We start from the raw sequence: 19,467 nt of genomic DNA, 5'->3' as shown, positions 1-19,467 counted from the left end.
TCATCCGGACATGAAACGCATCATCTTCAAGGCCGTTCCCTTCGACAAGACCCTGCTCACCCTCGCGCTGGAATCCGGCGTGGACGCTGTTCTGGCCGAACCGGACATGGTGGACGACATCAAGGCGCTCGGTCGCGTGGACGTCGTCACCACCAAGGAAATGTCCACCCTTGCCGTGAACGAGAAGGCCGACGAGGAAACCGCCGTGGCCCGTATGCAGGCCGGAGAAAACGTCATCCTTGAAAAGGGCTGGGAGATCATCCCGGTAGAGAACATCCTCGCGCAGGTGCCTGACGTGGCGCTCGAAGTGGAAAGCCTCGAACGGGCCCGGCTCGCCGCAGGAATTCTGGAACGCGGCGCCGAGACCATCGTGGTCCTCCCCGAAGCGGCCGCCGACCTCAAGGACATCGTCTCCGAACTCAAACTTGCGCAGGGAACCGTGGAACTCGCACCGGCCACCATCACCAGAATCGCTTCCGCGGGCCTCGGCCATCGCGTATGCGTGGACACCATCTCCATCCTCAAGAAAGGACAGGGAATGCTCGTTGGCAACTCTTCCGCCTTCACTTTCCTCGTCCACGCCGAAACCGAATCCAACCCCTACGTCGCGGCCCGCCCCTTCCGCATCAACGCGGGCGCGGTGCACGCCTACTGCAAAATGCCGGGCGACCGCACCAACTATCTTGAAGAACTTTCCTCGGGCAACGACGTCCTCATCGTGGGCGCGGACGGCCAGACCGGCCTCGCCACCGTCGGCCGCTGCAAAACCGAAGTGCGGCCCATGCTGCTCATCGAGGCAGAGACCGAATCCGGCGCCAAGGGACAGGTTTTCCTGCAGAACGCCGAAACCATCCGCGTGGTCTCCGAATCCGGCGAGCCCGTAAGCGTGGTCACGCTGAAGGAAGGCGACAGGATTCTGGCCGCCACCGACGAGGCTGGACGCCATTTCGGCATGCGTGTCAAAGAGGAAATCAAGGAAGGCTAGCCATGAGCGGCGATACCAATCTGAACAAGCTCCGCGAGGAAATCGACAAGCTGGACAAGCAGCTCATCGACGTCCTCAACGCCCGCGCCCGGGTGAGCCTCGACGTGGGCCGCTGGAAGTCCGAACGCGACGAGCCCATCTACGCTCCCTTCCGCGAGAAGGAAGTCATGGACCGCATCGCCGGCGGCAACCCCGGCCCGCTGCCGGAAAAGCACCTGCGCTCCATCTACCGCGAGATCATGTCTTCGTCCCGCAGGCTACAGCGCCCCGAGCGCACGGTCTATCTCGGCCCCGAAGGGACCTTTTCCCACGTGGCCGCCCTGACTCACATGGGCCACTCCCAGCACCTCACTCCCAAGGACAATTTCGAGGACATCTTCCGGGCCGTGGCCGACGAAGGCGCGGAACTGGGCGTGGTCCCGCTGGAAAATTCCCTTGAAGGCACCGTGGGGCAGGTGGTGGACCTTTTCATGAAGTATCCCGTTTTCATCCAGTCCGAACTGTATGTGCGCATCAGCCACAGCCTCATGAGCCGTGCGGAATCCCTCGACGAGATCAGCGAAGTCCATTCCCACACGCAGCCGCTGGAACAATGCCGCGACTGGCTCAACACGCACCTCAAGGGCGTGCCGCGCTTCACCGCAGACTCCACGGCCGCGGCCGCCAAGGTCGCCGCCCAGCGTCCGAACGCCGCCGTGGTGGGACACGAACAGCTGGCCGAACTGCACGACCTGAACGTGCTCTCCAGCCGCATCGAGGACCACCCGGACAACTGGACCCGCTTTCTGGTCATCGGCCCCTCCCCCTCCCGCGAGGAGCGGCGCGACAAGACCAGCATCCTTTTTACGTTGCCGGACCGTCCCGGCTCCCTCGCCGGAGTGCTCAACACGCTGGCGGGCAGGGGCATCAACATGACCAAACTGGAATCACGTCCGTTCCGGGGCGAAAAGTGGAAGTACGTCTTCTTCACCGACCTCGAATGCGACCTGAGCACCAGCGGGTACGAGTCCATGCTGAACATGCTGCGCGAGCAGTGCCACACCCTGCGCGTCCTGGGGACCTACCCCGCCGCGCCCAAGGGAACGGAGGTCTAACGACAATGCAGAACGACACCATCATCATACAGGCCCCGGCCTCCAAATCCCTGTCGCACCGCACGCTTATCGCCGGCGCACTGGCACCCGGCCGCTCGGTCATCTCCGGTCTGCTGGACAGCGACGACATCCACCGCACCAGAGGCTGCCTTGAAGCCTGCGGCATCACCTTCGAGGACATGGACAACGGCGCCGTGGCCGTCACCGGCACCGAGGTCGGGCCAAAGGGTGGCAATCACGACGGCAAGGACAAGGACGCGGCTCCGGCGCAGATGTATTTTCACGAATCCGGCACCACCGCCCGGCTTATGACCGCCGTTGCCGCCGCAGGACGCGGCCGCTTTCGCGCCGACGGAGCGCCCCGGATGCAGGAGCGTCCCATGAAGGAACTCTGCGACGCCCTTACCGCACTCGGCGTGGACATCACCTACGAAGTGGAACAGGGCTTCCTGCCGTTCGTCATGGACAGCGCGGGCTACGGCAAGGGGCCGGTGGATATCACCCTTGAGGAATCCAGCCAGTACCTCTCCGGCCTGTTGCTCGGTGCGCCCCTTTCCGACTCCGAAACCATCATCAACGTCGCGGGAAAGAAAGCCGTGTCCTGGCCTTATGTGGCCCTGACCCTGCGCATCATGGAAGACTTCAAGGCCGACTTCTCGGTGCAGACGCTCCAGGGCGGCCAGTGGACCGACACTCCGTGGAAGGCCATCCGCACCGTGGAACCGGGCGCGCTGCGCTTCGTGGTCCGTCCCGGCGGATACCGCTGCACCGACTACCGCGTGGAAGGCGACTGGAGCAACGCCTCCTACTTCCTCGCGGCCGGAGCCGTGGGCAAAAAGGCCGTGAACATCCGCGGCGTCACTGCCGATTCACTTCAGGGCGACCGGGCCATCATCGACATCCTCGCTCAGATGGGCGCGGGCATCAACGTCACCCCGGACAAGGGCGTGACCATCTACCCCCGCAAGTTGCGCGGCATCACCGTGGACATGGGCAAATGCCCGGACATCGTGCCCACCGTGGCCGTGGCGGCGGCCTTCGCGGTCAGCCCCACCACCATCACCAATGTGGCGCACCTGCGCATCAAGGAGTCGGACCGGCTACAGGCCTGCGCCGACCAGATCGCCAAGACCGGCTGCGGCGTGGAGCTGTTCGAGGACGGCATCCGCATCGACCCGAAACCGCTTCCGGACAGCGGCACTGTCGGTTTCGAGACCTACGGCGACCATCGCATCGCCATGAGCATGTCCATCTTCGGGCTGGCGGGTATCGACGTGGATCTGGATAACCCGGCCTGCGTCGGCAAGTCCTTCCCCGGCTTCCACGACGCATGGAATATCATCATGGAGGGGCAGGACTGATGCAGCCCGCGTTTGCCCGCATAGCCGTGGCCGGCTCGGACGGCCAGATGGGCGCGCTGCTCATGGAACGGTTCCGCGCGACCGGTGCCCACGTGCAAGGTTACGATTGTGAAACAAAGCCGGCAGAGGTCGCCGAAATCGTTGCCGGTTGCGACCTGCTGCTGCTATGTATTCCGGTAACGGCTTTTCCTTCCGTGCTGGGCACGCTAAAGGAAAACCTGCAACCCGACACCGTGCTGGCGGACGTCTGCTCGGTGAAGGTCAAACCCATGAAGGAAATGATGGACGCGCACGGCGGCCCCGTGGTGGGCACCCACCCCCTCTTCGGACCGGTAATCCCGGAAGGCTTCGAGCCGCGCGTTGCCGTGGCCGAAGGCCGTGACACGGATGCCGCGAATCGGGTGGCCGCCCTCTTCGAAGCCTGCGGGTACGACACCTTCATGACCACCGCCGAAGAACATGATCGCGCCATGGCCGCCATCCAGGGGCTGAACTACATCACCACCGCCGCCTACCTCGGCATGGCCTCGCGCCTGCCCAACGCGGACAAGTTCGTGACCCCCTCCTTCAACCGCCGCCTCGACGCCGCCCGCAAGATGCTCACGCAAGACTCCGAACTCTTTGCGGACATCTCCGAGGCCAACCCCTATCTTCAGGAAACCGCTCGCGGTTTCATGTCCTTCCTGTCCCTCGCCGCCGGCGGGGACTTCGATCTGCTGACCTCCCTCGCCCAGTGGTGGTGGCGCGAAGACAATACAGGGGAGGGGTGCATCCGAGAACCGGACTAGCACGAAGGCAACACTGAACTCAGGTTTCAAGGCCGCATCCCTCCCGGATGCGGCCTTTTTGTTTTTTGTCAAACCATAAACGGAGGAACGATGAAACCCATTCAACTCAAACAGTACGGGAAATGGCTCCCGGCGGACGTCCAGACCCCCATCAGCCTGTATCTCGGGCTGGTGGGCGACGCCCCCGGCATTCTGCTGGAATCCGCCGAGGTGGACGGAAGACTTGGACGCTACACCCTCATCGCATGGGACTTCCGCCTTTCGCTGCGTCCCGAGAACGGCAAGCTCGCCGTGGAAGCTACGGACGAACGCCTCAAGCCGCTGGAAAAGTTCTCGGGCATGAACTTCCTTGACGGTCTGCGCCGTGTGCTGCGCGCCGTTGCCGTGGAACAGGAAACCGACGACGGCCCGCTGCCCGCCCTGACGCGCGGCCTTTACGGCTACCTCGGATACGGCATCGCCGGAATGCTCGAACCCAAGCTGGCGGAGAGCGTTAAGCCCGAAGACGCAGAAGCCTGCCTGAACCTGCCCGGCCAGATGGTGCTGTTCGACCACCTGCGCCACTCCTGCTGCTACCTGTCGCTGGACAAGGGTTCCGTGCCGCGTCCGGTTGCCGCCGAATGGGGCACCGACCTCGCTGCACCGGAAGCCAGCGAGCCGCAGATGTACCCCGAGCGTGACGACTACCTGCGCGCCGTGGAAAAGACCAAGGAGCTCATCGCGGACGGCGAATGCATTCAGGCCGTGCTTTCCACGCGCTTCACTGTGCCTCTGCCGGACGATCCCTTCCGCATCTACCGCAGGCTCAGGCAGGCCAACCCCTCGCCGTTCATGTTCTACATGAAGCTCCCCGGTTGCGACGGCACCCTGCTCGGCTCCTCGCCGGAGATGATGGTCCGCTGCGAAGAGGGACGACTCGAAGTGCGTCCCATCGCCGGAACCCGTCCGCGCGGCGGCAACGAGAGCGAAGACCTCGCCCTTGCCGACGAGTTGCTGGCCGACCCCAAGGAACGCGCCGAACACGTCATGCTGGTGGATCTGGGCCGCAACGACCTTGGCCGCATCTCCAACCCCGGCACCGTGGAAGTGAAGCGGTTCATGAATGTGGAGCGTTTCTCCCACGTCATGCACCTGACCTCCTATGTAGAAGGCGAGCTTCAGGACGGACTGGACGCGGTGGACGTGCTCCGGGCCACTTTCCCCGCCGGTACGCTCTCTGGCGCTCCCAAGGTCCGGGCCATGGAGATCATCTCCGAAATGGAACCGCAGGAGCGCGGCCCCTACGGCGGCTGCATCGGCTTCCTCGGCCTCGACTCGGATTCGGTCAGCCTCGACACGGGCATTACCATCCGCAGCCTGTGGGTCCGCAATGGTCAGTGCCACTGGCAGGCCGGCGCGGGCATCGTTCACGATTCGGTGCCCGAGAAGGAATGGGAGGAATGCCGCAACAAGGCGCGCGTTCTCATGGAAGTCATCAACGGACGCGGAGGAACCGATGTTTTTGCTCATAGATAACTACGACTCGTTCACCTTCAATCTGGTGCAGGCCTTCCAGCAACTCGGAGCCGACCCGGTTGTGGTGAAGAACGACAGACCCGAACTGCTGGACATGGCCGCGGACGGGCGTCTCGACCGTGTGTGCATCTCCCCCGGCCCCAGCAATCCCGGCAACGCAGGCTACTGCCTCGAATTCCTGAACCGTCTGCCGCACGTGGTGCCGGTGCTGGGCGTCTGCCTCGGTCACCAGTGTCTCGGCCATCATGCAGGGGCCAAGGTCACGCGCGCAGGGCGCATCATGCACGGCAAGACGTCCAAGGTGTTTCACGAAAACGAAGGCCTGTTCGAAGGGCTGCCCTCCGGCATGGAAGTCTGCCGTTACCACTCCCTCATCGTGGAACCGAACGGCACCAAGGCCTTCGACGTGACCGCAACCGCTGGCCGCGGCGAGATCATGGGACTCAAGTACCGCGACAGGCCGTGGCACGGCGTGCAGTTCCACCCGGAGTCCATCCTGACTCCGGACGGCCCGAAGCTGCTCAAGAACTTCCTGAACATCAGCGGTCTGTAAGGAGGCCCGAGATGACGACACCAGCAAACATACTGGACACTCTGGCAAAGGGCGAAAGCCTCACCGACGAACAGGCCAGCGCCATGTTCGACAGGCTCATGAACGGCGACCTGCATCCCGCACAGGCCGGAGCTTTCCTCATGGGACTTCGCGCCAAGGGCGAGGACTCCACCGACATCGCCGCAGGCGTGCGCGCCGGACTGGATCGCGCCCTGAAGATTCCCGGTTACGATGGCCCCAACGGCAAGCCGGTCATCGACACCTGCGGCACCGGCGGCGACGGTTCCATGAGCTTCAACTGCTCCACCGCCACCGCCCTGTTCCTTGCGGACATGGGACACTGCGTGGCCAAACACGGCAACCGCGCCCTGTCATCCTCCTGCGGCAGCGCGGACGCTCTTGAAGACATTGGCGTACCCATTGAGAACACTCCGGAGGAAGCCGCCAAGCAGCTCGACGCGGCCAACTTCACCTTCCTCTTCGCCCCGGCCTACCACCCGGCCTTCAAGCACGTCATGCCCATCCGTCAGGCGCTGGGCATCCGCACGGTCTTCAACTTCATGGGTCCCCTGCTGAACCCGGCCCGTCCTTCGCACCAGCTCATGGGCGTGGGCGACCCTGAAAGGCTCCAGATCATGGGCGAGTCCCTGCTGCTCACCGGCGTGGACCGCGCCTTCGTCATCTCCGGCACCGGCGGATTCGACGAGGTGACCACCTTCGGTCCGGCACGCGGCTACTTCATCCATGACGGAATCATGGAAAAGACTACCATCAACCCCGACAGGATGGGGTTCAAGGCACACTCTCCCGACGACGTGCGCGTGCAGGACCGGGCACAGGCCGTTGCGGTGCTGCGGGAAATCCTTGACGGGAACGGCCCAAGAGCCATGATGGACATGGTGGCGGTGAACCTCGCGGCTTGCCTGAACCTGCTTGGCGAAGGCACCATGCGCGAGTGCGCGGACATTGCGCGAGACAAGGTCAACGAAGGGCTCTCCGGAGGCATCCCCAATGCTGGATAAGTTCCGCAAGGCGAAACAGGCCGAGATAGACATGCTGCACGCGGAGTTCGCGCAAGGCCGCATCCCCGCCGCTTTCAACGGCGAGCGGCCTTCCTTCATCGACGCCATCCGCACGCACGGTCCCGGCGCGGTGATTGCGGAGTTCAAGCCCAAATCGCCATCAAAGGGTCAGCTTCGTGAGCACGCCAACATCCTCGACACCGCCGAGCTGTACGAACGCCACGGGGCCGCCGCCATGTCTGTACTCACGGAGCCTGAATACTTCGGCGGCGCTCCGGAATACCTGTTCATGGCTCGCCAGACCTGCAGACTGCCTCTGCTGCGAAAGGACTTCATCCTCGACCCGCTGCAGATCGCCCAGACCGCCTCGACCCCGGCCTCGGCAGTGCTGCTCATTGCAAGGATGTTCGAAACTTCCGCCGAGCTTCGGGACATGGTCCGCCTTGCCAAATCCGCAGGACTGACCCCGGTCGTGGAAGTCTTTGACGAAGCCGACCTGAAACACTCCCGCGAAGCCGAAGCGGATGTGATTCAGGTGAACAACCGGGATCTCGGCACCCTGACCACCACGCTGGATATTTCACGCAGGCTGGTGCAGGACAAGGCCGAGGGTGAACTCTGGATCAGCGCCAGCGGCGTGGACACCCGAAAGCAGGTTGAGGAAGTCGCGACCATGGGCTTTGACGCGGTGCTGGTCGGCACCAGCCTGATGCTCGCCGAGGCTCCGGGCGCAAAACTGGACTACCTGACGGGAGCAGTGGAATGAAGCTGCATGGAAGCCGTCCCCGACCGCTGATCAAAGTCTGCGGCATGACGCGCATGGAAGACGTGAAGCTCTGCACCGCCCTCGGCGTGGACATGGTCGGTTTCATCTTCCACCCCCCCAGCCCTCGCTGCGCGGCCCCGGCTTTCGTGCGTTCCGTCCCCGAGGGTTTCCCGGCCAAGGTCGGCGTGTTCGTCCGTCAGGACGCGCAGGAAATCCTCGACATCATGGACGAATGCCGCCTCGATATGGCCCAGTTGCATGGCGACCATGATCCCAAAACCTGCGAAGCCGTCGGCCGCGACCGAGTCATCAAGGTACTGTGGCCGCAGCGACACGATTCAGCAACAACACTTCAGGACGAAGTGGACCGGTTCTCCCCCCACTGCAAACACCTCCTGTTTGATGCCGGAAAAAAAGGCGGCGGGCACGGGGAAAGCTTTGATTTTACTAAACTGCAAACACTCGAAATAATTAAACCATGGTTCCTTGCAGGCAACATCGGAAGCCACAACGTGCAGGGCGCTCTCGAATCAGGAGCCTGTGGACTGGATCTCAATTCGAGCGTCGAGTCCGAGCCGGGAATCAAGGACAGTAAAAAAATCCGGGACCTTTTCTCCCGGTTGAGGGAAGAGTCATGAAAAAAGGATACTTTGGCGACTTCGGCGGTCAGTTCGTACCTGAACTGCTCATGCCGCCGCTCATCGAGCTTGAACGGGCAATGGACGAGATTCTCTACACAGAGGATTTCCAGAACGATTTCAAACGGCTGCTCAAGGACAATGTAGGCCGTCCTTCGGCGCTGACGCCGTGCCCCAACCTTTCCAAGGACACGGGCGTCAACATCTGGCTCAAGCGTGAGGATCTGAACCATTCGGGTGCGCACAAGATCAACAACACCCTCGGACAGGCGCTGTTGGCCCGCAAGATGGGCAAGAAAGTATTGCTGACCGAGACCGGCGCGGGAATGAACGGTGTTGCCGTAGCCACCGCCGCCGCCATGATGGACATGAAATGCCTTGTCTACATGGGTGCCAAGGACGTGGAACGGCAAGAACCCAACGTCCGCCGCATGGAAGTGCTCGGGGCCGAGATCATCCCGGTGGAGTCCGGCACGCGCACCCTCAAGGACGCCATCAATGCCGCCCTGCGTCGCTGGATCGCCACCCAGAGCGATACTCACTACTGCTTCGGTACGGCGGCCGGTCCGCATCCGTTCCCGCTGCTCGTGCGCGAGCTTCAGGCCGTCATCAGCGAGGAAGCCAGACAGCAGTTTCTCGACCGCACCGGACGTCTGCCCGACGCGGTTTCCGCATGCGTGGGCGGCGGCTCCAACGCCATCGGCGCGTTCCACCACTTCGTCCCAGACGAATCCGTACGGCTGGTGGGCGTCGAGGCCGCAGGCTCCGGCGAAGAAGGCTGCCACAATTCCGCCCCCCTGAACCTCGGCACCGAAGGCGTGCTGCACGGCATGCGCACCCGCCTTCTCCAGACCGACGAAGGCCAGATTCTGCCCTCGCACTCCATCGCCCCCGGACTGGACTACCCCGGCGTGGGCCCGGAACACGCGGGGTTGCAACAGAGCGGTCGCGCGGAATACGTTACCATCAACGATTCACAGGCCCTGAACGCCTTCAAGCTGCTGGCCCGCCGCGAAGGCATCATCCCCGCACTCGAATCCTCCCACGCACTGGCATGGGCGCTGGAAAACGCGGACGATCTTCAGGGACAGCACATTCTCGTGAACCTTTCCGGACGCGGCGACAAAGACATGGGCATCGTCGCGGGCCTCATCTAAAGGAGACGCATCATGACTTCAATTCTGACCAAGCGCATCCGGGAGGCCAACGCACAGGGCCGCACCGCTCTGATCCCCTTTCTCCCCGCCGGATTCCCGGACCTCGACCGCTTCTGGACCGAGCTGGAAGCGCTGGACAACGCCGGAGCGTCCGTCATCGAAATAGGTATGCCCTTCTCCGATCCGGTCGCTGACGGCCCCGCCGTGGAAGCCGCCTCCCTGCACTCGCTGGAACTGGGCGTAAACCTCGACTACATCCTCGACGGTCTCATTGAACGCAAAGGCCGCTTCAATGCCGGGCTGCTGCTCATGGGTTATCTGAATCCCGTCCTCCAATACGGCCCGAAACGCTTCGCCAAACGCTGCGAACAGGCAGGGGTCAGCGGCCTGATCATCGCCGACATGCCAGCCGACGAGTCCACCGAACTGCGCGAGACCCTTGATGCACACGGCGTGTCGCTCATTCCCCTCGTAGGACTCAACACCGGCCCCGAACGCATGAAACTCTACGCCGAATGCGGCAACGGCTTCTGCTACTTCGTCTCCGTTCTCGGCACTACCGGCCAACGCGACGAACTGCCCGCAGAGGTTCTACAAAAACTGCAAGAAGCCAAAGCCGCTTTCGATATTCCCATCGCACTCGGCTTCGGCATCCACAAACCCGAACAACTCGAAGAGTTGCAGGGACTCGCCGACGCCGCCGTGTTCGGATCTGCCCTTATCAACCACATCAACGAAGGCGGAACCTGCACATCATTCATGGAGCGCTGGAAATAATGCGAAGGCAGGACCCTGGGTACCTCCGGCGGGCCCTTCAGGCGGACCAAAGGGGCGGGCCCCCTTTGGAATCCCTGGGTTGTCAGCGGAGTTGCAGCTGTTGGGCTCATGCGAACGCATTACTCGCGTCTGAGCTGCAACCCCGCTGACGGGGATTTATGATTCTGTGGAGTTTGGCTAAAGGGCTCCTGTAACAGAGGTCAGTCTGATGGGGCTTGTTCGGCGCACAGAGCTCCCTCTGGACTCCCTAATAACCTTCTTTCCCAGTCAACCAAGTGCCGCAGCAATGCCTCCGGCGGGCCCTTCAGGCGGACCAAAGGGGCGAGCCCCCTTTGGAATCCCTGGGTGTCAGCGGAGTTGCAGCTGCTGAGCTCATGCGAACGCATTACTCGCGTCTGAGCTGCAACCCCGCTGACGGGGATTTGTATTCTTTACGTCTTTGCTACGCGGTTTGGAACTACTTAGGCTTGTTACATCCCTCAGAACAAAAAACCGCCGTCAATATACAGACCAAGCCGCCTTCACGCTTGACGCTTTGCGAAAGCCCAATGCGGCTTGGCAAGCCAAATGATTTTGGGAGATTCTCAAGAACCCTTTTGCAAAAGGGTTCTTGAGCCGCCGGAGGCACAAAAAAGGCCGGACTGTTACAGTCCGGCCTTTTTTGTATTCTTCTCGCTGAGACTTATTTACCTGAGGGCAGCGCTTGGGCGTCGGAGCCTCGCACTTGCTGTTGGCGCTCATTGCCGGAGCCGCCGCCGGGCTGGCGGGTGAGTTGTGTGGACAGGCTGTAGACTTCGTGGGGGTCAAGGATGAGCACCACGGAACCGTCGCCCATGATGGTGGCGCCGGACAGGCCTTTGAGGTTGAAGTTGTTGAGATATTGGCCAAGCGGCTTGATGACGATTTCCTGCCGTTCAAGGAGGCGGTCCACGACCAGTCCGAGTCTGCGGTCGTTGTCGTGGATGACGACGACGGGCAGGATATCTCGTTCTTCTGAGCTGGGGGCGAGGTCCAGCAGCTCGGCGAGTTCGACGATGCCGAGCACTTCGCCTCGCATAGTGGCTGCTTTACGGCTGTTGACGTCCGAGAGTTTGGAGCGTTCAAGCTTGGTGGTCTCGGAGACTGCGTCGAGAGGGATGGCGAATGTGTCGCCTGCCACCTGCACCATGAGGGCGTCGATGATGGCGAGGGTCAGCGGCAGGGTCAGGGTGAGTTTGGTTCCCTTGCCCACTTCGGACTGCGTGTGCACGCTGCCCTTGAGGTTCTTGATATTGGTCTTGACCACATCCATGCCGACGCCTCGGCCGGAGATGTCGGTGATCTTGTCTGCGGACGAGAAGCCGGGGTGGAATATGAGTTCGATGGCCTCGCGGTCATCAAGGGCGTTGACTTCTTCCTGTGACATGACGCCTTTTTTCACGGCGGTGGCGCGCATGCGGTCGGGGTCGATGCCGCGGCCGTCATCTTCGACTTCGATGGCGACGGAGTTGCCCTTGTGGTAGGCGCGCAGCCAGACGTGTCCTTTGACGCTCTTGCCGTTCTGGACGCGTTCCTGTTCATCTTCGAGGCCGTGGTCCACGGCGTTTCGCACGAGATGGACGAGCGGATCGCCGATCTCTTCGACCACGCTCTTGTCGAGTTCGGTTTCTTCGCCTTCCATGATGAGCTCGACCTGCTTGCCGCTCTTGCGGCTGAGGTCGCGCACGAGACGCGGGAAGCGGGAGAAGACTGTCTGCACCGGGACCATGCGCACCTTCATGATGGTGTCCTGAAGGTCGTCGGAAATCCTCGCCATGGCGTAAGTGGTCTCGGTAAGCTGCTGGGCGACGACGTGGACTTCTTCCTCCCCTTCTTCAAGGGCGCGGGCGAGCATGGAATAGCGGTTGCGGTTGATGATCAGCTCACCGATCAGGTTCATGAGATGGTCGAGCCGGTGATGGTCAACGCGGATGGTGGTTGACGCCTTGTGCTTGGCCGGAGCAGCGGAAGCGTTGTTCCCCTGATCCGCCTGCACGGCGGCTTTGACATTGCTCATCGCACTCCTTGTGGACTGGGCGGGCGTGTTTTCCGCCTGCTTGGGCTGTGCCGCGGGCTTTACCGTTTCAGCCGCGGGTTCCGGAGCCGGTTCGGCTTTCTGTTCCGGCTCGGGTGCGGGCTGCGGGGCCGGGGCGGGCTCGGGTTTCGGTTCCGGAGCGGCTTCGGCGGAGACTTCGGGCTTGGGCTTCGGAGCAGCAACCGGTTCCGGTTCAGGCGAGGCGCCTTCGTGCTCGTTGCTTTGCGCGCTCGGATCCATGGACTGGCGCACGGTTTCGAGTGCGGCGTCCAGCATATCCTTCAAAATGTCGAATTCCTGATCCAGCAGGTCCAGCATGAGGCCAAAATCCATGTCGGACTTGCGGCCCTGATCCACAAGGCCCAGCGTGCGCTCGGCGTAAGTGCGTATATCGCCGAATCCCATGTATCCCGCAGAGTTCTGAATGGTCTGGAGGGAACGGAAAAGGCCGTTGACCACCTCGCTCTGGGAGGAGTCATCGCGCAACATCTTCAGGGCCTGGACCGCAGCCTGAATCTGCTGGCTGATGGTCTGTTCGAAAAGTTCTGCGTCCTCGGGATCGAATTCCTGCACTGGCGCTTCCTGACTGGTTTCTTCCTGCCCGCTCTGGGCGGACTGAGCTTTTGTTTCCGGGGCCTTTTCCGGCGCGGCTTGAGCCGAGGTTTCCCCGCTTTCGCCGAGGATGATGCTCGCATATGCGGGATCGCCGGTCTCCGTGACTTTCTGAAGCACCTGCACAAGCATACTGATGTCCAGAGGCGTAACGCGACCTTCTTCCACCTCGACCTTGTTCACGAGTTCCTCGATACGGTCCACAACATAGAGCATGAGGTCCACGATCTGCTGCGTGCAGGGCATTTCGCCCTTTCTTACGTAATTGAGCAGCGTCTCCGCCTCATGGGTGAGACCGTTGAGCTCCTTGAATCCGATGATGCCGCTGTTGCCCTTGAGGTTGTGGAAATAGCGGAAGGTATCGTTTACCAGCTCGCTGTTGCCGTCGGGATTGCCTTCCAGCGCAAGCAGAGAGCTGTTCAGGTTCTCGATGATCTCCTGAGCCTCTTCGAGAAAATCGGAAAGATGCCCTTCTCCAACGGTGGTGAGGGAGTAGGGAGTCGGGTCAAAATCCGGGTCCGGGACGGGGGTGAACTCGGGCATGGGCCTGCTCTCCGGTTGCTCGGTTACTGTATCCTGAGGCGCGGGCGCTGCGGCCTCGACCGCTTCCGGCGCTGTCGGCGGCTCGGCAATGGCTTCTGCTGGCTGTTGGACGGGCTGAGACTCCTGAGCCGGTGCTGCCTCGGCTTCAGGCTCCAGTTCGCCGGCGAGTGCGGCGTCCAGCCGGTTGATGATGGGGGTGGTGTCCAGATCCCCTTCGGAACCGTACGCCTCCAGATTCTCGACCATGTTCCTCAAGGCGTCCGTGGCCGAAAGGATGAGGTCCATAATGGCCGAAGAAACGGTCAGCGATCCCTGACGCAGTTCGTCCAGGATGTTCTCGGCTTTGTGCGCGAGGCCGTTGATCTTGTTCAGACCCAAAAAACCGGAAGCTCCCTTGAGCGAATGCATGGGCCGGAATATCTCGTTGAGCAGGCCCAGATTATCCGGGTTCTGCTCCAGTTCGAGTAGATTCGGCTCAATGGTTTCAAGGTGTTCCTTGGCCTCCATGAAAAAGTCGGCCAATATTTCCGGATCCAGAAAATCCTGACTCATCCTGTTCTCCCTGATTGATGCAGTACGCCGGCCCCGGTAGGAGCGGGCCCGCGACTGCTATCCCAGAAGCATCTTGACGTTGCGCACCAGCTTTTCCGGCTGCGCCGGTTTTACCATGTACAGGTTTGCGCCGAGCGTCAATCCCGCCTCGATGTCCTTGTCCTGCCCTTCGGTGGAGAGGACGATGATGGGGATGTCCTTGTAGGCGTCCTGTTCACGCAACGTCTTTATGTAGGTAAGACCGTCCATCCGTGGCATGTTCACGTCGGAAACGATCAGGTCCACCTCACCGGCCCCGTAGAGCTTCTCCAGCCCGTCAAGACCGTCCTCGGCCGTGGTCACCTTGAATCCCTCCTTCTTCATGATGAAGGCCACAAGGTTCCGTACCGTCTTTGAATCGTCCACTATCAAAATATGTTTAGCCATTGTTCCCCCGTTTGGAAGACTTTGTCCCTTTTGACTCTAACAGGTCATGCCTCTTTCTGGTAGATGATCGCGCCGGGATAATGATTCGGCTTGAAGGTCCTGCTGATGTTGTGCAGCGACTCGGAATGGCCGATCACGAGGTATCCCCCGGGCTTGAGATTGTCGTAAAACGCGTTGATCACCTGCCGTTTCATTTCGTCGTCGAAGTAGATGATGACGTTGCGGCAGAACACGATGTCCGAACGCTCCACCATCTTGAGCTGCGACTTTTCTTTGAGGTTGATCTGGCCGAAATGCACCAGCCGCTTGACCTCCGGACGAACGGTGTAGCTTTTGCCGTCCGAGTCGAAGTAGCGTTCGATGATCTCCTTCGGGGTGGTGCGCAGGCTGTAGTCGCTGTAAACGCCCTTACGAGCGGATTCCAGCACGCGCTGCGAGAGGTCGTTGGCCGTTATCCTGATGTCCCACGACCCCACGTCCTGTCCGAGCAGTTCGTGGATGATCATGGCGATGGTGTACGGCTCCTCCCCGGTGGAGCATCCGGCTGACCAAATCCTCAGCTTCTTCCGTCCCGCCTTCCTGCAACGTTCGATGACCTCGCTCAGGATGTTGTCCTGAAAGACCTTCAGCTGGGGCGGGTTGCGATAAAAACTCGTCTCGTTCGTGGTGATGACCTCGAACAGCTTTTTGAGCTCTTCGCGTTTGCCCGAGTCGTACTGCAAAAAATAGTAGTACTCCCCGAAGTCCCTGAGGCTAAGCTTCTTCAAACGGTTGCCCAGCCTGTTTTCCAGCAGGTACTTGCGGTTGTCCGCCACATAGATGCCGCACTGCTCGTAGATGAAATCGCGCAGGTTGCGAAACTCCTCGTCCGTGATCTTGAGCTCGCGGCCGAGGGTGATGGTTTTTGAAAAAAGAGACGACATCTAACTGCCCGCTTCCTCGGCTTCCCTGATGCGGGCGATGGCATCCTCCGCCGCCTGCACCAATTCATAGTCGTCGCTGTCCGAGGCGGCCAGCAGCGCTCGGAACGCCGCAGTACCGCCGATGTTGCCCAGCGCCTCAACAGACTTCATGGCAACGAATCGGTTGGGGCTTTCAAGCAATTCGACCAGTCGCGGCACCGCATCCGAGATGGCCTTGGCGCCAAGCGCGTCCACGGCGCGGATGCGAACCCAGTCGTCCTCGTCACCGAGCGCATCGATGAGATGGCCGACGAATTCATCCTCGCAATGGTTGCCCATCACCTCGATGACCGCAAGACGCACGTCCTTGTTCTCATCGCGCAGCATGGGCTTGAGGTGTGGCGCCCAGCCGCAGGAATCGGCGCAGACCTCTGCCAGCGCCTCCACGGCGACCTTGCGGATGTCCGGCACCTCGTCGCTCAGGGCTTCCACGATCTGCGTCATGTTCTCGGGCTCGCCGAGCTTGCCGAGGGCGTAGGTGGCCATGAGCCTGTCGATGGGCTCGGGGCTGGAGAACAGCTCAACGAAACGTTCGCGCACCTCGGGGCTGCCGATGGCGATGAGCGCATCGAGTGCGGCCTCCTTCACGTCGTCGTAAGGATGCTGCAGCAGCGGGAAAATTCCCTCCGTCGCGGGCGCATGACGCAGCGTCACGCCAAGGCAGTGCGCGGCGGCCTTGATGACGGTTCCGTCTTCATGGCGCTCCAGCACGTCCATAAGGAAGTCACGCTGTTCGTCCCCGGCGAGCACCGCCAGAACCCCGATGATCTGCCGTTGCACGTAGAGGTCCACGTCCCAGAAAGAATCAATGAGCGTATCCAGCACCTCGCGGCTACCGGCATCCGCTGCCTGACCGAGGGCTTCCACGGCCACGGCGGCGGCTTCGGGTGATTCACCGGTCAGCGCATAGCGCATGGCGTCGGTCAGTCCTATGGAGGCCAGCGCGTCCACCATGGCCTTGAGCCGTTCCTGATCGCTGTCGGGATCAAGTCTTTCGGCAAGGTCGAGAATACCCTTCGATGCCTTCTGGCCGCCGACGAAAGCGAGGCCCTGAATGGCGGCATCCTGAATTTCCTCGTCCTCGTCCTTCAAGGCCGCCACCAGATACTCGCGGAAATTCTCCCGCTCTTCCGCGGAAAGCAGCTTGAGCGATTTGCCGCCGAGGATGTTCACCACGGCCTTGACGATCTTGTTCCGAAGCGCCGTCGGAGAATTCTCCATGCGACGCAGCAGCATGGTCACGGCCTTGACGTTGCCCATCTCGCCGAGGGCGTCGATGATCATGGACGCCACAAGGTCCGAGGAGCGGTCAAGGGCTTTCACCAGTGCATCCACCGAACTGGAATGCTTGATCTTGGTCAGCGCCTCGATGACGGCATACTGGACCCATTCGTCGTCCTGCATGGCCTTGTTCAGGCATTCGGCCGCCTCCACGAAGCCCAGATTGCCCAGACTCACGGCAGCCTGATAGCGCACGTTCACTTCCGGGTCCCTGAGCAGGGCCTCGCACAGCGTCCGTACCGCCATCACGTTGTTGCACGAGCCCAGAATGTCCGACATGAAAATGCGGATGTCGTCGTCGGGGTCGGTCATCATCTCCATGAGCGACGGCAGGTCCTCGCCGCCTATTTCGCGCAGTATGTCCATGGACAGGTTGCGGACCGGCGGTTCCTCGGAACGCAGCAGCGGCAGCACGGCGCTCACCGTGGCCTGACCGCCGATCTTGCGAAGCGAGCTTTCCGCCGCCTCCTGCACCCCGAGATTATTCACTTTCAACAGTTCCGCCAGCTTGGGAACGGCCTCTTCGCACATGGCTTCGCCAGCGCGAAAGGCACCTTCCCGCACGACTTCCCTGTCGTCGCTGTCCAGTTGACTCAAATACTCGTTGCAGTCGGTCATCGGGCTGTGGCCTCCATGCTTGTCTTCGACCCTATTTGTAAATATTGGCCATGATCGCTTCGGCCATGTCGTCGATATCAACAATCTCGTCCGCAAGACCTGCGTCCACGACGGCCTTGGGCATACCGTAAACGACGCAGGTGGCGTCGCTTTGGGCAAGGGCCCTGCCGCCCTTCGCTTTCAGATCCCTGATGCCTTCGGCTCCGTCGCTGCCCATCCCTGTCAGAATGACCCCGAGTCCGCGCCGCCCGACCGCTGTGGCCACCGAGTTGATCAGCACGTTGGCCGACGGCTTGTACAGCGCATCGGCAGGCTCGGAGGAAACCACCAGATTGATCTGGCTGACCTTCTGATCCAGCGTGAGATGCATTCCGCCCGGCGCGACGTAGGCGTGGCCCGGCTTGAGGACGTCACCGTTCTCAGCCTCCTTGACGCTGATCTTGCTGACGCCGTCCAGCCGTTTGGCGAAGGGGCCCGTGAACGCACCCGGCATGTGTTGGGCAATGACGATACTTGCGGGAAAATCCGCCGGAAGTCGGGAAAGAACCTTTTGCACCGCCGGCGGCCCGCCCGTGGAAACGCCGATGGCGATCACGTCGCGAGCCACCTTGCCCCCGGCCGGACGCTTGGGCATCTCTTTGGGCGCAGGCTTGGCTGCGGCGGCATTCCTTGTGGGAACCGGACGGAGCTTTCGCCGGGCAACGCTTTTGACCTTGCTGATCAGGTCTTTTTCGATCTTGATGATGTCCAGTGACACCTTGGAAAGTTGTTTGGGAATGAAATCAACCGCGCCAAGCTCCATCGCCTTGAGCGTGGACTCGGCTCCTTCCGTGGTCAGGGAACTGACCATGAGCACCGGACGCGGCATTTCCATCATGATTCGCCGCAAAGCGGTGAGCCCGTCCATGACGGGCATCTCGATATCAAGCGTCACCACGTCGGGGTCAAACTGGCGAACGGCCTCCAGCCCCTCCTGACCGTTCTTGGCCGACGCGACGACCTGAATCTCGGGATCCTTGCTCAACATGGTGCTGATCGCCTTCCTCATGAAGGCGGAATCATCCACGACCACGACTTTAACCACAGACTCAACTCCTTGAGATCAGTAACAAAAACAAGATACCGATTCCGTCATTCGCCAGCAGACGGCCAGCCCGGTCCGTCATGCCGCTCGGGACGGTCATTATATCGGGAGGTAATAGTATGAATATTTCATTTTTTTGTCCAACATCTCCCATGTATAATTTTTCCTTGCCAAGCTTTTCGGATTCAGCTAAAAGCCATCTCTCGTCACGACGGGATGTGGCTCAGTTTGGTAGAGCGCTGCGTTCGGGACGCAGAGATCGAGTGTTCAAATCACTCCATCCCGACCACGAAAGATCAAGGGCTTACGGCAATTTGTCGCAAGCCCTTTTTCTTATGTCACCCAGTTGTTTCGTTTGTTCGGCACGTTGACGCATAAGAAAAATATCAGGCCCGGCGGGCATCTCCGCCGGGCCAAATTTATACCGGGACTAAAAGGTCTAACGGCTACTTGTTCACCTTGGTGCCCTTGTAGGTGAACGCGCCCTTGTTCATCTTGAAAAAGGTCCCCTTGTCGATGCCCACGGCCTCGCCGCAGGGACAGAAGACCTTGCCGTTGCGCTCCTGCATGTTCCAGACCTTGTCGATGCGGCCCTTGTGGCAGCGGAGCACCTCTCCCTGGCCTATCTTGTGGTACTTCCAGAGCTTGCCGCGACAGGCGGCGCACTTGAGCGTCAGCAT

The 19,467-nt window shown here is 61.3% G+C and carries 17 protein-coding genes and 1 tRNA gene; 12 read left to right on the top strand and 6 right to left on the bottom strand.

What is annotated here, in order from left to right:
• The first annotated feature begins 10 nt into the window (after window positions 1-10).
• The 11 genes from B149_RS0103010 (at window position 11) to trpA (ending at window position 10,656) form a co-directional block, all read left to right on the top strand.
• The gene (locus B149_RS0103010; RefSeq protein WP_018123683.1) at window positions 11-985 is read left to right on the top strand and encodes a 3-dehydroquinate synthase II family protein; all 975 of its coding nucleotides are present in this window, start codon (window positions 11-13) and stop codon (window positions 983-985) included.
• A gap of 2 nt (window positions 986-987) precedes the next feature.
• On the top strand, window positions 988-2,079 hold the full coding sequence (gene pheA / locus B149_RS16240) for a prephenate dehydratase (RefSeq protein WP_018123682.1): 1,092 nt from the start codon (window positions 988-990) through the stop codon (window positions 2,077-2,079).
• A 5-nt stretch (window positions 2,080-2,084) separates the two neighbouring features.
• Window positions 2,085-3,440 (top strand): 3-phosphoshikimate 1-carboxyvinyltransferase, encoded by a 1,356-nt coding sequence (gene aroA, locus B149_RS0103000; protein ID WP_018123681.1) that lies wholly within the window; start codon window positions 2,085-2,087, stop codon window positions 3,438-3,440.
• Window positions 3,440-4,228, top strand: a complete 789-nt coding sequence (locus B149_RS0102995) for a prephenate dehydrogenase (protein WP_018123680.1) — start codon at window positions 3,440-3,442, stop codon at window positions 4,226-4,228. The genes aroA and B149_RS0102995 overlap by 1 nt, the downstream gene beginning before the upstream one ends.
• Window positions 4,229-4,318: 90 nt before the next feature.
• On the top strand, window positions 4,319-5,743 hold the full coding sequence (locus B149_RS0102990; protein WP_018123679.1) for an anthranilate synthase component I family protein: 1,425 nt from the start codon (window positions 4,319-4,321) through the stop codon (window positions 5,741-5,743).
• On the top strand, window positions 5,724-6,296 hold the full coding sequence (locus tag B149_RS0102985) for an anthranilate synthase component II (RefSeq protein ID WP_018123678.1): 573 nt from the start codon (window positions 5,724-5,726) through the stop codon (window positions 6,294-6,296). The genes B149_RS0102990 and B149_RS0102985 overlap by 20 nt, the downstream gene beginning before the upstream one ends.
• An 11-nt stretch (window positions 6,297-6,307) precedes the next feature.
• On the top strand, window positions 6,308-7,318 hold the full coding sequence (gene trpD / locus B149_RS0102980) for an anthranilate phosphoribosyltransferase (RefSeq protein ID WP_018123677.1): 1,011 nt from the start codon (window positions 6,308-6,310) through the stop codon (window positions 7,316-7,318).
• Window positions 7,308-8,084: an indole-3-glycerol phosphate synthase TrpC gene (locus B149_RS0102975; RefSeq protein ID WP_018123676.1), complete on the top strand. Its 777-nt coding sequence runs from the start codon at window positions 7,308-7,310 to the stop codon at window positions 8,082-8,084. Before trpD ends, B149_RS0102975 begins: the two co-directional genes overlap by 11 nt.
• On the top strand, window positions 8,081-8,722 hold the full coding sequence (locus B149_RS0102970; protein ID WP_018123675.1) for a phosphoribosylanthranilate isomerase: 642 nt from the start codon (window positions 8,081-8,083) through the stop codon (window positions 8,720-8,722). Before B149_RS0102975 ends, B149_RS0102970 begins: the two co-directional genes overlap by 4 nt.
• Entirely contained in the window at window positions 8,719-9,879 is a 1,161-nt protein-coding gene (gene trpB / locus B149_RS0102965) for a tryptophan synthase subunit beta (protein WP_018123674.1), read from the top strand. The genes B149_RS0102970 and trpB overlap by 4 nt, the downstream gene beginning before the upstream one ends.
• Window positions 9,880-9,888: 9 nt before the next feature.
• Entirely contained in the window at window positions 9,889-10,656 is a 768-nt protein-coding gene (trpA, locus tag B149_RS0102960) for a tryptophan synthase subunit alpha (protein WP_169332902.1), read from the top strand.
• Between the two features lie 682 nt (window positions 10,657-11,338).
• On the opposite strand, the gene B149_RS0102955 is transcribed toward trpA, so the two are convergent.
• Genes B149_RS0102955 through B149_RS0102935 form a run of 5 tightly spaced genes read right to left on the bottom strand, consistent with a single transcriptional unit; the run spans window position 11,339 to window position 18,787 of the window.
• Window positions 11,339-14,416: a chemotaxis protein CheA gene (locus B149_RS0102955; RefSeq protein WP_018123672.1), complete on the bottom strand. Its 3,078-nt coding sequence runs from the start codon at window positions 14,414-14,416 to the stop codon at window positions 11,339-11,341.
• 57 nt (window positions 14,417-14,473) lie between these two features.
• Window positions 14,474-14,842 (bottom strand): response regulator, encoded by a 369-nt coding sequence (locus B149_RS0102950; RefSeq protein ID WP_018123671.1) that lies wholly within the window; start codon window positions 14,840-14,842, stop codon window positions 14,474-14,476.
• Between the two features lie 44 nt (window positions 14,843-14,886).
• Window positions 14,887-15,765, bottom strand: coding sequence for a CheR family methyltransferase (locus B149_RS0102945; protein WP_018123670.1), 879 nt, complete (start codon window positions 15,763-15,765; stop codon window positions 14,887-14,889).
• Complete coding sequence (locus B149_RS0102940) at window positions 15,766-17,703, bottom strand: HEAT repeat domain-containing protein (protein ID WP_018123669.1); 1,938 nt, start codon at window positions 17,701-17,703, stop codon at window positions 15,766-15,768. It abuts the gene before it with no gap.
• A gap of 31 nt (window positions 17,704-17,734) precedes the next feature.
• A complete protein-coding gene (locus tag B149_RS0102935; protein ID WP_018123668.1) occupies window positions 17,735-18,787 on the bottom strand; it encodes a protein-glutamate methylesterase/protein-glutamine glutaminase in 1,053 nt (350 codons plus the stop codon).
• Between the two features lie 212 nt (window positions 18,788-18,999).
• Here B149_RS0102935 and B149_RS0102925 point away from each other — a divergent pair.
• A tRNA-Pro gene (locus tag B149_RS0102925) sits at window positions 19,000-19,076 on the top strand.
• Between the two features lie 157 nt (window positions 19,077-19,233).
• On the opposite strand, the gene B149_RS0102920 is transcribed toward B149_RS0102925, so the two are convergent.
• Entirely contained in the window at window positions 19,234-19,467 is a 234-nt protein-coding gene (locus B149_RS0102920; RefSeq protein ID WP_018123666.1) for a hypothetical protein, read from the bottom strand.

The organism is Desulfovibrio oxyclinae DSM 11498, assembly GCF_000375485.1.
In the GTDB taxonomy this organism is placed as follows: Bacteria; Desulfobacterota; Desulfovibrionia; order Desulfovibrionales; family Desulfovibrionaceae; genus Pseudodesulfovibrio; species Pseudodesulfovibrio oxyclinae.
This window is presented reverse-complemented; position numbering and strand designations above follow the sequence as displayed.